Below are 12080 nucleotides of genomic sequence, written 5' to 3'. Positions count from 1 at the left end.
TTCCCCGGAGGGAAAACGGCTGACGCGGGTGGGAGAGAACTCCGCTTGCAAACTGAAAATCAATTCTACAGAAATAACCCGCCAAGCGCACATTGCACGGGGCGGGAGCATTTAATGCGAATAACGACTTCCAGTCGGTCTGTGACAAGCTTACCAGTATGAGCACTGAAGACAGCAATTCGCGCAATTCCTACTCCAAGGACGCCGACACAACCACAGCTGCGGCCCCCGCGGCCGATTCCGGGGTCTCCCAGCAGATCCGTGACATCGCGGAAGTTCCGGCTGTAGAAGTCATCACCACCGGCGCGGTCCACCTGATGAGCGCCGCCGCTGTGAAGGTCGGCCTCGCCGATGACCCCAACGCAGAAGACCTCAAAGACCTTGACGAGGCCCGCAAGCTCATCACTGCATTGGCCGGCCTCGTAACGGCGGCCGCCCCCGAAATCGGTTCGCAGCATGCCGGGCCCTTGCGTGATGGACTGCGCTCCCTCCAGTTGGCATTCCGCGAAGCTTCCCTTATCCCTGACGCGCCAGGCAAAGGCCCGGGTGAGAAGTTCACCGGGCCGGTGAACTAGCCAGGAACTGCCCAAAGTACCTACAACGGCGGCCCGACCACATATGTGGCCGGGCCGCCGTCGTCGTTAATGCCGCCGACACAGGGATTACGGCGAACATTTAGCGATGCTGGAGCTACACCTGGCAATACAGGAGCTAGACCCTGGCAATGCTGGAGCTACACCCGGGCGCGGCGGCGCCGGGACATGAGGGCGAAGCCCGCGATGCAGAGTACGACTCCGGCGAAGCCGACGGAAGCAAAACCTCCGGACGGCCCTACATGGTCAATAAATATCCCGGCAAGGGGTGCGCCGAACGCAATCCCGGCCGTCAGCGCGGATCCGTACCACCCCATGGCCTCGCCGCGGCGTTCCTCATCGACAAGGTCCGCCACCTTCTCCGATGACGCAGACAGCACTGGAGCGCAAAGAAGGCCGGGGAGAATCGAGAGCACCGCCAGCGTCCAGGTATCGTGTGCGAAACCCATTGGGATGGTGAGCGCGGCCATGCCCAACAACAGCAGCATGGGAGAGACCGGACGATTCATGGCACCGTAGATGAGGCCGCCCACAACCGATGCCGCACACCAGAAAAAGAAGACGATGCCAATCTCGTTCTGGTGTCCGCCGCGCTCCAACAGGCCAACAATGCTGACGTCCGAACCGCTAAGTACCATCCCCGATCCCGCAGCTACGGCGAAAAGCGCTGCAACGGAAACCGTAAACCAGGTGAAATTGCGGGCCACGCGGTTCCGAAGTCCGGCTGTACGGGAGATGGCTGCCGGTGCCATTTCAGACGCCGCCTCCTGCACGTGGCCCGGTGCGGAGGCGACCATGGCTGCCTCGGCGGCGGCAAGGTCCGCAGCGGCCCGTGCCGCGGATTCCTCCGGAGTGCACTTGGCATCACTGCGGGTCGGAGGGTTGAACCAGATCAAGAACAGGCCGGCCACGGAGACAGAGATGCCCACCGCGGTAAGTCCCACGGCCGAGAAGCCGCTCGTTGCGACGATCGCGCCAACAGCGGGACCTATCATGAACACGAGCTCAGTGGCGATGGAATCAAGCGCAAACGCGGAGCGTCGCTGGTCTCCGTCCACCATGACGCCCAACGATTGACGCACCACGCTGAAGATAGGCAATGTGAACAAGCCCCCCACGAAGACCAAGGGAAGCAGCCAGGCGTACGGGACATGCGGAACAAGAGACCAGATCACTGTTTCCGAGATGACGGAAGGGATCAGCGCCTTACGCAGGCCCACCATGTCAACGCGCCGACCACGCCAAGGCGCCCCCAAGGCAATACCTATGGTCATGACGGCGGCAGCAGCGCCCGCGGCGGCGTAGCCCTGCCCCAGCGACAGGACAATGTGCAGCGTCAGGAGCACGCCAGCCGCTGAATGCGGAATACGGGCGACCATGCCCACCAGCAGGAGCCGCCGGACAGGGCGGATGGAAAGCATCTCCTTGTAGAGAGCGAAGTTCACGGGCTAATTCCTCTTGTTCCCCCGGGGCAGTCCCCGGTGGACGGGTACTGCCGTTAGTGCCGCCCAGGCTCCTGCGCCGCACGTTGCAGTTTTACTTCAATGGAATCGACGCCCTCGGCAAAGGATTCCAGCTGCGCCCACGCCTCGTTCAGGTCAGCCACCAGCGATTGGACGGCAGCGGCGTCGAGTCCGTCCTCAAGGAACAGCACTATCCGCAGTTCCGGGCCAGCGCCTCCGCCCGGGACCGTGCGGCCGTCCGCAGTCAGGGAGGCGACGCCACCACCGGCCTGTGTTTCGAGCCGGCGCACCGCCGGAAACGACTCGGCCTGTGAAGCGAGAGCAAACTCCAGTTGATCATCAAGGTATGACGGCGTCCAGTCCCGCTGCTGAGCCAACGCCCACATGGCTGGCCGCCGAACCACGAAAGTGAACGTTGAACCGGGGTCCAACACCAGCAATTGAGCGCCTTCGGAAACGGCCGAAAGGGCCGCCCTTGCCGCATAAACAGCTACGGGCCGGGCCTCTGCATGCCACGATTCAAGAGCGGCGGCCGTGGTGAAGACCGGCATTGCCTTCCGGCCATCAGGCGCCTTAAGTGTGACTAATGCCATATCCGCCTGCTTGTCCGCGTGCAGCCCGCCAACGCCTTCGGCTTCCTCGGCGAGCTGGGCTATCACGGGAACAAAGACCCTGGCGGTAGCGAGTGAAGCCAGGACGTCTGCCTCACTGCCCGTACCGTTCAGCAGTGCAGCAACGGCCGCGAGGTAACCGGCATCAGCCGTGCCGTCGTCGTCTTCGAAATTGTGGATCCTGGCATCGTCACCACTCAGGCTCCGGCCTTCCCAAGGTTGCCCCGCGGAGTCGGTGGCTCCCCCGGCGCCAGCCAAGGCAGCAGCAATGTGGCCCGGAAGTTCGCGTCGTCCGGCATCGCGGTTGCCCGGGTGGTTCTCCGGGCCGGAATCTGTGGGACGTGAAGCAGCCATCAGCGGCGACCGGCTACATCCAGGGCTTCGGGCAGAGTGAAAGCACCTGCATAAAGGGCCTTGCCAACAATGGCACCCTCGACGCCCAAGGGCACGAGTTCGCGGAGCACGCGAAGATCCTCAAGGCTGGAGATACCGCCTGAAGCCACCACGGGCTTACCCGTTTTCTGCACCATCTGGCGCAGCAAATCAACGTTCGGGCCCTGCAGCGTTCCGTCTTTGGTGACGTCGGTGACCACGTAGCGTGCGCAGCCAGCGTCCTCCAGGCGGACAAGAACTTCCCAGAGGTCGCCGCCTTCTTTGGTCCAGCCGCGACCAGCCAGGGTGGTACCACGGACATCGAGGCCGACGGCGATCTTGTCACCGAAGCGGTCAATGGCACGCCGTGTCCACTCAGGGTTCTCCAGTGCTGCCGTACCGAGGTTTACCCGCTCCACGCCCAAATCCAGGGCGCGTTCCAGCGACTCGTCATCCCTCAGACCGCCGGACAACTCAACCTTTACGTTGAGCTGGGAGACGACCTCGCTGATGAGGTCCGCGTTGTTGCCACGGCCAAAAGCGGCGTCGAGGTCCACCATGTGCACCCACTCAGCACCGGCGTTCTGCCAGTTCAAGGCAGCTTCCAGAGGCGTACCGTAGCTGGTTTCCGAGCCTGCCTCGCCTTGCAGCAGGCGGACTGCCTGGCCATCAACGATGTCGACGGCGGGGAGGAGTTCCAGAACGGACTGGGCAGAGGTGGTCATGTGTGTCCTAGGAGTTGATGGGGACGCGAGGCGTTCAGTTGCCCGGCAGCGTCAGGAGATAGGCGGCAAGCAGGGACATCCCCGCCAGCACATAAAAGGAAACGGAAACCCACAGTGGCTTCTTCTGCTGGTGGAAGGAGATACCTCCACCCACCAGCACGCCGGCAAGGCCCATAAGCACTACCGACCACACTTAGGCTGCACCACGATCGTCCGCTGCCGGACCTTGTGCCACCTTGGCTTCAGGTTTGCGAAGCCCGTCCACCCAGTTGCGCAGGAGGCGTGCCCCGGCATCTCCGGATTTCTCGGGGTGGAATTGGGTGGCGCACAGGGGGCCATTTTCAACAGCAGCGATAAAGGGGGCTCCGTGCTCGGACCACGTCACCAAAGGTGGAGCCATCCGGGGCTGGACGACGTCGAAGTTCCACTCCTGCACGCCGTATGAGTGCACGAAGTAGAAACGTTCCTGTTCGACGCCCGCGAATAGCTTGGATCCTTCAGGCACGTCCACCGTGTTCCAACCCATGTGGGGAACCACGGGGGCGGGAAGGAGCTCAACTTTGCCCGGCCATTCGGCCATCCCCTCGGACTCGGTTCCGTGTTCGACTCCGGCCTCGAAGAGGACCTGCAACCCAACGCAGATCGCCAGGACAGGCCGTCCACCCGCGACGCGGCGGCCAATCATGCGGATGGCATCGACGGCCTTGAGTTCCCTCATCACCGTTTCAAAGGCACCCACGCCGGGGACCAGCAGCCCGTCGGCATTCAGTACGTCCTCAGGCTTGGAGCTAAGAACCACCTGGGCGCCTGCACGCTCAAGGGCGCGAACAGCCGAACGGACGTTGCCTGAACCGTAATCCAGCACCGTAACCGTGGGCTTGCCTTCGGGAGACTCCGGCTTGACGGTAGCCGAAGCGTCAATAACCGCACCGTCCTTCAGGATTTGCCCGCTCATAGCGCCCCCTTGGTGGATGGAATGCCCTCCACGCGGGGATCCGACTCCACTGCAGAACGAAGAGCCCGGGCAAAGGCTTTGAACTGGGCCTCGACGATGTGGTGGGGATCCCGGCCTGCGAGGACGTTCATGTGCAGGCAGATACCGGCGTGCAACGTGATGGCCTCAAAGACGTGACGGGTCAGCGAGCCTGTGAAGTGGCCACCGATCAGGTGGTACTCCTGCCCTGCAGGTTCTCCTCCGTGCACCAGATACGGGCGTCCCGAAACATCCACGACAGCGTGCGCCAAGGCCTCGTCCAGAGGAACCGTTGCTTCGCCGAAGCGGCGGATTCCGGCTTTGTTGCCCAGGGCAGTACGCAAAACCTCACCAAAGGCAATGGCCACATCCTCCACCGTGTGGTGGGCATCAATGTGGGTGTCACCCGTGGCCTTGACGGTCATGTCAATCAGGGAGTGCTTGCACAACGCCGTCAGCATGTGGTCATAAAAGGGAACCGTGGTGCTGATGTCCGAGACACCGGTGCCATCCAGGTTGATCTCCACCAGGACGGAGGATTCGCTGGTGGTGCGCTCCATGCGCGCAGTGCGGTCAGCGGACGGCTTGGCGCCGGTTTCGCTCATTGGGACGTCCTTATACACGAAGAATGGGGTGGGTCTATTGACAAGTTTAGTTGGGCTGGGACGCAGCGCTGTCCAGAAGGGCTTCCAGGGCCTCCAGGAAGGCCGTTGTTTCCTTTTCTGTTCCCGCAGTCACCCGCAGGTGCCCTGGAATACCGACGTCGCGGATCAGGACTCCCGCATCCAGCAAGCCCTGCCAGACTGCGTGCGGGTTCGAAAGCCCACCGAAGAACACGTAGTTTGAGTCCGAGGCCGCAGGCTTGAGTCCCATTCGGAGGAGCTCGGTCACAATGCGGTCCCGCTGGACTTTGATGTCTTCGACGTCGGCCATGAGCGCTTCGCGGTGGTTCAGGGCGGCCAGAGCCGTGGCTTGTGTGACGGCTGAAAGGTGGTAGGGCAGCCGAACGAGCCTGATGGCATCGGTGACCTCAGGCGCGGCAGCCATGTAGCCCAACCGGGCACCTGCCAAGGCAAAGGCCTTGCTCATGGTGCGCGAGACGATCAAACGCTCCCGCCCGGGAAGCAGCGTCAGTGCGCTCGGGGTGTTGTCGTGCGCGAACTCGTGATAAGCCTCGTCCACGATGACGATTGCCTGGCTGGCCTCGCCGGCTTCGTAGACGGCTTCGACCACGTCCAGGCCCAGTCCCGTTCCCGTGGGGTTGTTCGGCGAGCACAGGAAGACGATATTTGCGCCGGTCTCCCGCACCTGGGCAGCCGCAGAAGCCGCATCCAGGCCATAGTCATCAGCCCGCACCCCACGGACATACTCAGTGTCCGTGCCACTGGCAAGCAACGGGTACATGGAATACGTGGGAGGGAATCCCAGCGCCTTACGCCCCGGACCTCCAAAGGCCTGCAAAATCTGCTGGAGGACCTCGTTGGAGCCGTTGGCTGCCCAGATATTCTCCGCGGAAAGCCCGTGTCCGAGGTAATCGGCAAGGGATTCACGGAGTTCCGTGAATTCGCGGTCAGGGTACCGGTTCAGGCCAGTGGCCGCGGCGGCAACAGCCTGGGTAATCGCCGCTTGCACATCTGCCGGCACGCCATGGGTGTTCTCGTTGACGTTGAGCAAAATGGGGACGTCAAGCTGCGGCGCGCCATAAGGGCTCAATCCACGCAGGTTGGTCCGAAGGGGAAGTCGGTCAAGTCGCTCAAGCTGGTCACTCACCAAGACAGTTTAAGGTGCCGGTGCGACTGCGGAGTAACTGTGACGCCAGAGACGCTGGCCCCTCGCCCCTGGCCGCTCAATTGGCGGGAACGAACAGCTGCTGGCCGGGCTGGATGCGTCCCCCGCGGAGATCGTTCAACTGGATGATTTCCGCGATGACATCACGGGGGTCCCGCTCCGGCGCGGCCGCACCGGCGATGCCCCACAGGGACTGCCCTGGCTGGACGGTAACCGTAACTGCCACCGGCGGCTGCAGCTGGGCTTGGGAATCAGAAGCTTTGGCCGGGGAGTTGATGAAGCCGGCAAGGCTCAGCAGCGCGGCAAGGAGCAGCATGACGGGAATTCCAAAGAAGACGATCCTGCCGCGTTGGGTAAGCCGGAGACGCGCAGGAGCCGGAGTGTTGCGGAATTCGTGGAACGTAGAGATTGCGGACATGAGCTGAGCCCTTCTGAGCGATTGCCTGCATCGGATGCCCGTTGCCGGCTGCCAATTCCTTGTGTTCGCCGAGCCCGGCCCCGAATGTTCGAACACTTTCTTCGAACATCCGAACCGCGCTCAACCTTTATAGAACACATATTCGAACCTTGCTATGACATTTTTAGCACTTATCATCGAACGGTGTCGAGACTCGCTAGAACGAATGTTTGATAAACGCCTGTGCCTGGCCTAGGTTTGAGTGAAGAAACAGGCACTGTTTCAGTGGAACAGGAGGGTCTGACATTTTTTCGGATCCCACATCCCCGGGCACACTTCAGACCGTGGCCGGGCGGAACGGAAGGGCATTGGCGAACATGGCAGCGAAAGCCACCGGCGGCGGGGCACCCCTGCGGAGCCAGCAGCCTCAAAAGAGTCCCAAAAGCCTGACTGTCCGGCAGAAGAAAATCCTGGAAACCATCCAGCGGTCTGTCAATGACAACGGGTATCCGCCCAGCATGCGCGAAATTGGCGACACCGTGGGTCTCGCGAGCCTCTCCAGCGTCACGCACCAGCTCTCCCAGTTGGAGAAGCTCGGCTACTTGCGCAGAGATCCCAAGCGCCCCCGCGCCATGGAAGTACTCATGCCTTTGACCCTTGACGGCGGGACAATTCCCGGAGTGGAAGCAGCTACTACACTCCGCAGCGCAGGCGGACTCGCCGTGACGGAACTGGCCAGCGCCAGCGACACCGCGATGGTACCCCTGGTTGGACGCATTGCTGCCGGTGGGCCCATCCTCGCCGACCAGACTATTGAGGATGTCCTGCCCCTGCCCCGGCAACTGGTGGGCCACGGCGAACTGTTCATGCTGAAGGTCGCTGGGGACTCAATGATCGATGCCGCAATTTGTGACGGTGACTGGGTGGTTGTCCGCCGCCAGAATGACGCCATCAACGGCGATATCGTGGCAGCGCTCCTGGATGACGAAGCCACGGTAAAAACCTTCCGCCAGCGGGACGGCCACACATGGCTGCTCCCCCAGAACACGCAGTACGAACCGATACTTGGAGACCAGGCCACCATCATGGGCAAGGTCGTCTCGGTACTGCGCTCCCTCTAGGGAGTTCGCCTACGTTTTCTTTGCGCCCAGGCGTTCCAGGACGCCGCGCACCACGTTGCGGTCCGTCGTTGCCCAAAATGGCGGCAAAGCGGCACGCAGGAACCCGCCGTACCGTTCGGTGGAAAGCCGTGAGTCCAGGACGGCCACCACGCCTTTGTCGCCGGTGGAACGAATGAGGCGTCCTGCTCCCTGTGCAAGACGAATTGCCGCATGCGTAGCCGACACCGCCATGAACCCGTTGCCCCCGGACTGTGCAACGGCCCGTGAGCGTGCGGTCATTAGCGGGTCATCGGGCCTCGGGAACGGAATGCGGTCAATCACCACAAGGCGGCATGAACCGCCAGGGACGTCGACGCCCTGCCACAGGGACATGGTGCCGAAGAGGCAGGTGTCCGGTTCATCGGCAAATTGCTTCACCAGTGCTGCCATGGTGGATTCTCCCTGGCAGAGGATGTCCACATCCAGCCGTGGGCGCATGGCATCTGCAGCTTCTTCGGCCGCCCGACGCGATGAGAACAGGCACAGGGCTCCCCCACCGGATGCACGGATGAGGTCTTCAAGCTCATCCAGGGCCTCGGGTGAAGTGCCCCTGCCGGGCTTGGGCAGGTGCTTGGCCACGTAGAGCACACCCTGCTTCGGATAATCAAAAGGTGACCCGACGTCCAACCCGGTCCAGCTTGGCGCCCCATCTCCAATAAGCCCCAGGCCACCGGCTGCGGGTTCAAAGGCAGATCCAATGGCCAGCGTGGCAGAAGTAAGCACCACTGTGTGCCCCGCGAAAAGGCCCTCCCGCAGGCGGCCGGCAACGCTAAGCGGGGCGATGTTGATCAGTGCGGGCGCGGTCTCGTCCGGGTGTGAGTATCCCTGCTGGGGATCGAAGGTGCTGTTTCTGGAGAACCACACCACTTCACGGTTCTCCTTGGCTGCGAGCATCCGCTCGCACAGTTCCAGAATGAGCATGAGCCGTGAGCGCGCAAGCTGCCTCCCGCCGTCGACCGCGTTTGAAGAGTCGGTTTTCGAGTCGGACAATGCGGCGCGTGTGGCATCGCGCAGCTGGTCCAGGCAGTCCAGTTGTTCGTCGTTTAGCCCATTGGGCAGCAGTCCGTTGGGGACACCGGCAATGGCCATGTCCAATCGATCGGCGGCCGCGTTCAGGGCGTCTACGGTAATAGCGGTGTGTTTGCGCGCGCTCGAAGCCGCAGCATGCACCATTGCCACGGACAGCTGACCTGTCACAGCTCCCGTGACCCGGTCCTGCAGCTCATGTGCTTCGTCAACCACAACGACGTCGTACTCGGGCAGGACAGCAAGGCCTTCGAAGGCACTGACGGCCAGCATGGCATGGTTGGTCACCACGACGTCAGCCTCAGCCGCCCGGGCCCGTGCCTGCTCGCTGAAGCATTCCTCGGCAAGCGGACATTTTTGCGCTCCCAGGCACTCCATGGACGTCACGGAGACCTGCCTCCAGGCGCGGTCGGTGACACCCGGCATCAGTTCATCGCGGTCGCCAGTGGCCGTCTTTTCGGCCCATTCACGGAGCCGGACCACTTCCTTGCCCAATTGCGACGACGGGCCGCCAACCGCCGCTGCGAAATGGGGAACGCTGGTGTCCTCACCCAGGGAAAAAAGTTGCCCCTCGGACGGCTCTTCGCTGGGGAAGCCGCCCTCCAGCTTTTGCAGGCAAACATAATTTGCCCGGCCCTTAACGAGCGCCACGTTCACGGGACGCTCAAGGGCCGGGCTTATGGTCTCCAACAGCCGGGGCAGGTCCCTGCCAACAATCTGCGTTTGCAGGGCCAAGGTAGCGGTGGACACAAGCGTCGGTTTGTTGCTGTCCATGGAATGGGCGATCAACGGAATCAGGTACGCCAAGGACTTACCCGTTCCCGTTCCAGCCTGGACCAACAAATGTTCACCGGACTCGATGGCCTTGGTGACTTGCCTGGCCATCTCGTGCTGGCCTGAACGGCTTTGACCGCCCATCCCGGCAACAGCTTTGTCCAACAGTTCGAGGGTGAACTTCTCCCCCACCGACTCGACGACGTCCGCCGCCACCTTCTCAACCATTGCTGACGAATGACTCCAGTTCGGCCGCCAATCCCTCACGGACCATGGCCACCACGCGGGTTCCGTTTTCCTCGTGCTCGAGGCTCAGGATTTCCGAATCGGAGTTGTGCAGCTTGTTGACCATGTCACCGCGGTCGTACGGGATCAACACTTCGAGGCGGACTCCCGGCCGGGGAATGGACCGGCTGATCTCTTCCAGGAGCTCAGGAATGCCCTGGCCTGTGCGCGTGGAAACCACGGCGTGCCGCGGCTCCTTCTGCTTCAGGCGTTCCACTACGAAAGGATCAGCCACGTCCACTTTGTTCAGGACGATGATTTCGGGGACCTTGCGGGCGTCGACCTCGGTGAAGACAGCACGCACTGCCGCGATTTGCCCTTCCGGGTCGGGATGGGAGGCGTCCACGACATGCAGGATCAGGTCTGCGTCGGCTACTTCCTCCAGCGTGGAACGGAAGGCTTCCACCAGTTGCGTAGGCAGCGAGCGGACGAACCCAACGGTGTCGGCCAGCGTGTAGCCGATGCCGTCCGGCGTTTGCGCCTTCCTGACCGTCGGGTCCAGGGTGGCGAACAGCGCGTTTTCCACCAGCACTCCAGCATCGGTCAGCCGGTTCAGGAGCGAGGACTTACCAGCGTTGGTATAGCCGGCAATCGCAACCGAAGGTACGGCGTTACGACGGCGGTTGGCCCGCTTGGTCTCGCGCGCAGGCTTCATGGCGGCAATCTCCCGGCGAAGCTTGGCCATGCGCGTCCGGATCCTGCGGCGGTCGAGCTCGATCTTTGTTTCACCGGGACCACGGGAACCCATACCGGCGCCGGCTCCACCCACCTGGCCACCGGCCTGGCGGGACATGGAGTCACCCCAACCACGAAGCCTGGGGAGCAGGTACTCAAGCTGTGCGAGCTCAACTTGTGCCTTGCCTTCACGGCTCTTTGCATGCTGCGCGAAGATATCCAGGATCAGCGTGGTCCTGTCCACCACCTTGACCTTGACGATGTCCTCAAGTCCGCGTCGCTGCGAGGGGGAAAGCTCGGTGTCCACCACAACGGTATCGGCTCCCGTGGCAGCCACGATGTCCTTGAGTTCCTGGGCCTTGCCCGACCCCAGGAACGTTCCGGGATCCGGTTTCGTACGGCGCTGAACCAGTCCGTCAAGGACCTCTGATCCGGCAGTCTCTGCCAGTGCTGCGAGTTCGCGAAGCGAATTCTCGGCGTCAGCCAAGGTGCCTTCTGTCCACAGGCCGGCCAGGACGACGCGTTCCAGGCGCAGCTGCCGGTATTCGACCTCTGTGACGTCTTCGAGTTCGGTGGAAAGGCCCGCTGTACGGCGAAGTGCACGACGCTCGGCCAGGTCTTCCTGGTCGCCGTCGTAAATGCTGTGTTCGTGGTCAAGCGTGGAGATCGCTTGTGCCCTGCCGAAAACGCCCTTGGCATCATTGTCATCGGATGCCTGTGCGGGTACATCCTTGGAAAGAATCCGGTCAATGACGGCCTGGATTTGTTCAGGACTCATGTCCTGGGCGTCGGAATCGGATCCGGAGTGCTTCTGGGTGGTCATGGTCTCCTTAGACTGTTCGGCATATCCAGAATAGTGCTGTTTGGTGTCCAATGGGACGGTATTCGCGGTGGGCTGACGGGCTTCGGCCATATAGGGCCTCCTGTGGTGCTTGAATCGAGCGGGTTGGTCCGCGGGAGGTCCTGTCCTGCAGGAGAATTCGTCGCCAATCCAGAAGCCAGGCGCTGACGGCAGATGGCTGGGCCACTGCTTTCGCGACAGCTGGGTGGGACATGTTCTACTGAGCAACCGCGATCCACCAACAACGGGAGATGCGGAGTCTGCCGGACGGAACCTGCGGGCGGAATGGCCATGCGCCGGGCTGATGTGCCAAGCGGGCCTGCATCGCGGGCAGGTGCCTTGCCGACTGTTTGGCCGGCTCGGGCTGATTACTCAAAGATCAAGAACATGCCTTCCA

12 protein-coding genes are annotated in these 12080 nt (G+C 62.4%); 2 read left to right on the top strand and 10 right to left on the bottom strand.

All coding sequences use genetic code 11. From position 1 onward, the window contains the following. Positions 1 to 158 precede the first annotated feature (158 nt). Entirely contained in the window at positions 159 to 575 is a 417-nt protein-coding gene (locus LDN82_RS08220) for a DUF1844 domain-containing protein (protein WP_224167005.1), read from the top strand. A 158-nt stretch (positions 576 to 733) separates the two neighbouring features. Here LDN82_RS08220 and LDN82_RS08215 read toward each other — a convergent pair whose 3' ends face one another. From LDN82_RS08215 to LDN82_RS08180, 8 genes are all read right to left on the bottom strand, one after another. Next, the gene (locus LDN82_RS08215) at positions 734 to 2038 is read right to left on the bottom strand and encodes an MFS transporter (protein ID WP_224167004.1); all 1305 of its coding nucleotides are present in this window, start codon (positions 2036 to 2038) and stop codon (positions 734 to 736) included. A gap of 53 nt (positions 2039 to 2091) precedes the next feature. Further along, positions 2092 to 3021, bottom strand: a complete 930-nt coding sequence (locus LDN82_RS08210) for an SseB family protein (protein ID WP_224092375.1) — start codon at positions 3019 to 3021, stop codon at positions 2092 to 2094. Next, the gene (gene priA, locus LDN82_RS08205) at positions 3021 to 3764 is read right to left on the bottom strand and encodes a bifunctional 1-(5-phosphoribosyl)-5-((5-phosphoribosylamino)methylideneamino)imidazole-4-carboxamide isomerase/phosphoribosylanthranilate isomerase PriA (RefSeq protein WP_224092367.1); all 744 of its coding nucleotides are present in this window, start codon (positions 3762 to 3764) and stop codon (positions 3021 to 3023) included. Before priA ends, LDN82_RS08210 begins: the two co-directional genes overlap by 1 nt. Positions 3765 to 3798: 34 nt before the next feature. Beyond that, positions 3799 to 3939, bottom strand: a complete 141-nt coding sequence (locus LDN82_RS08200) for a hypothetical protein (RefSeq protein WP_224167610.1) — start codon at positions 3937 to 3939, stop codon at positions 3799 to 3801. 18 nt (positions 3940 to 3957) lie between these two features. Next, on the bottom strand, positions 3958 to 4719 hold the full coding sequence (hisH, locus tag LDN82_RS08195; RefSeq protein WP_224092365.1) for an imidazole glycerol phosphate synthase subunit HisH: 762 nt from the start codon (positions 4717 to 4719) through the stop codon (positions 3958 to 3960). Next, on the bottom strand, positions 4716 to 5342 hold the full coding sequence (gene hisB / locus LDN82_RS08190; RefSeq protein ID WP_224167003.1) for an imidazoleglycerol-phosphate dehydratase HisB: 627 nt from the start codon (positions 5340 to 5342) through the stop codon (positions 4716 to 4718). The genes hisH and hisB overlap by 4 nt, the downstream gene beginning before the upstream one ends. A 46-nt stretch (positions 5343 to 5388) precedes the next feature. After that, positions 5389 to 6507 carry a histidinol-phosphate transaminase gene (locus LDN82_RS08185; protein ID WP_224092364.1) on the bottom strand — a complete coding sequence of 373 codons (1119 nt, stop codon included), beginning with the start codon at positions 6505 to 6507 and terminating at the stop codon, positions 5389 to 5391. A 76-nt stretch (positions 6508 to 6583) separates the two neighbouring features. Then, complete coding sequence (locus LDN82_RS08180; RefSeq protein WP_224167002.1) at positions 6584 to 6943, bottom strand: LysM peptidoglycan-binding domain-containing protein; 360 nt, start codon at positions 6941 to 6943, stop codon at positions 6584 to 6586. 356 nt (positions 6944 to 7299) lie between these two features. Between LDN82_RS08180 and lexA the strand changes: the two genes are divergently transcribed. Continuing rightward, positions 7300 to 8043: a transcriptional repressor LexA gene (lexA, locus tag LDN82_RS08175; RefSeq protein WP_224093932.1), complete on the top strand. Its 744-nt coding sequence runs from the start codon at positions 7300 to 7302 to the stop codon at positions 8041 to 8043. 9 nt (positions 8044 to 8052) lie between these two features. On the opposite strand, the gene LDN82_RS08170 is transcribed toward lexA, so the two are convergent. Both LDN82_RS08170 and hflX read right to left on the bottom strand, forming a co-directional pair. Continuing rightward, the gene (locus LDN82_RS08170) at positions 8053 to 10110 is read right to left on the bottom strand and encodes an ATP-dependent DNA helicase (RefSeq protein WP_224167001.1); all 2058 of its coding nucleotides are present in this window, start codon (positions 10108 to 10110) and stop codon (positions 8053 to 8055) included. Then, positions 10103 to 11665, bottom strand: a complete 1563-nt coding sequence (gene hflX, locus LDN82_RS08165; RefSeq protein WP_224092358.1) for a GTPase HflX — start codon at positions 11663 to 11665, stop codon at positions 10103 to 10105. Before hflX ends, LDN82_RS08170 begins: the two co-directional genes overlap by 8 nt. Positions 11666 to 12080: the final 415 nt, after the last annotated feature.

The sequence above is a fragment of the Arthrobacter sp. StoSoilA2 genome (genome assembly GCF_019977195.1).
Taxonomy (GTDB): Bacteria; Actinomycetota; Actinomycetes; order Actinomycetales; family Micrococcaceae; genus Arthrobacter.
Note: the sequence above shows the minus strand (reverse complement) of the source record. Positions and strands in the feature narration are given on the sequence as shown.

Excerpts from the sequence above, each read along its gene's own strand:
- hflX (WP_224092358.1), bottom strand. The coding sequence starts at position 11,665 with ATGACCACCCAGAAGCACTCCGGATCCGATTCCGACGCCCAGGACATG.
- LDN82_RS08220 (WP_224167005.1), top strand. The coding sequence starts at position 159 with ATGAGCACTGAAGACAGCAATTCGCGCAATTCCTACTCCAAGGACGCC.
- lexA (WP_224093932.1), top strand. The coding sequence starts at position 7,300 with ATGGCAGCGAAAGCCACCGGCGGCGGGGCACCCCTGCGGAGCCAGCAG.
- LDN82_RS08200 (WP_224167610.1), bottom strand. The coding sequence starts at position 3,939 with ATGGGCCTTGCCGGCGTGCTGGTGGGTGGAGGTATCTCCTTCCACCAG.
- hisH (WP_224092365.1), bottom strand. The coding sequence starts at position 4,719 with ATGAGCGGGCAAATCCTGAAGGACGGTGCGGTTATTGACGCTTCGGCT.
- priA (WP_224092367.1), bottom strand. The coding sequence starts at position 3,764 with ATGACCACCTCTGCCCAGTCCGTTCTGGAACTCCTCCCCGCCGTCGAC.
- LDN82_RS08170 (WP_224167001.1), bottom strand. The coding sequence starts at position 10,110 with ATGGTTGAGAAGGTGGCGGCGGACGTCGTCGAGTCGGTGGGGGAGAAG.
- hisB (WP_224167003.1), bottom strand. The coding sequence starts at position 5,342 with ATGAGCGAAACCGGCGCCAAGCCGTCCGCTGACCGCACTGCGCGCATG.
- LDN82_RS08210 (WP_224092375.1), bottom strand. The coding sequence starts at position 3,021 with ATGGCTGCTTCACGTCCCACAGATTCCGGCCCGGAGAACCACCCGGGC.
- LDN82_RS08180 (WP_224167002.1), bottom strand. The coding sequence starts at position 6,943 with ATGTCCGCAATCTCTACGTTCCACGAATTCCGCAACACTCCGGCTCCT.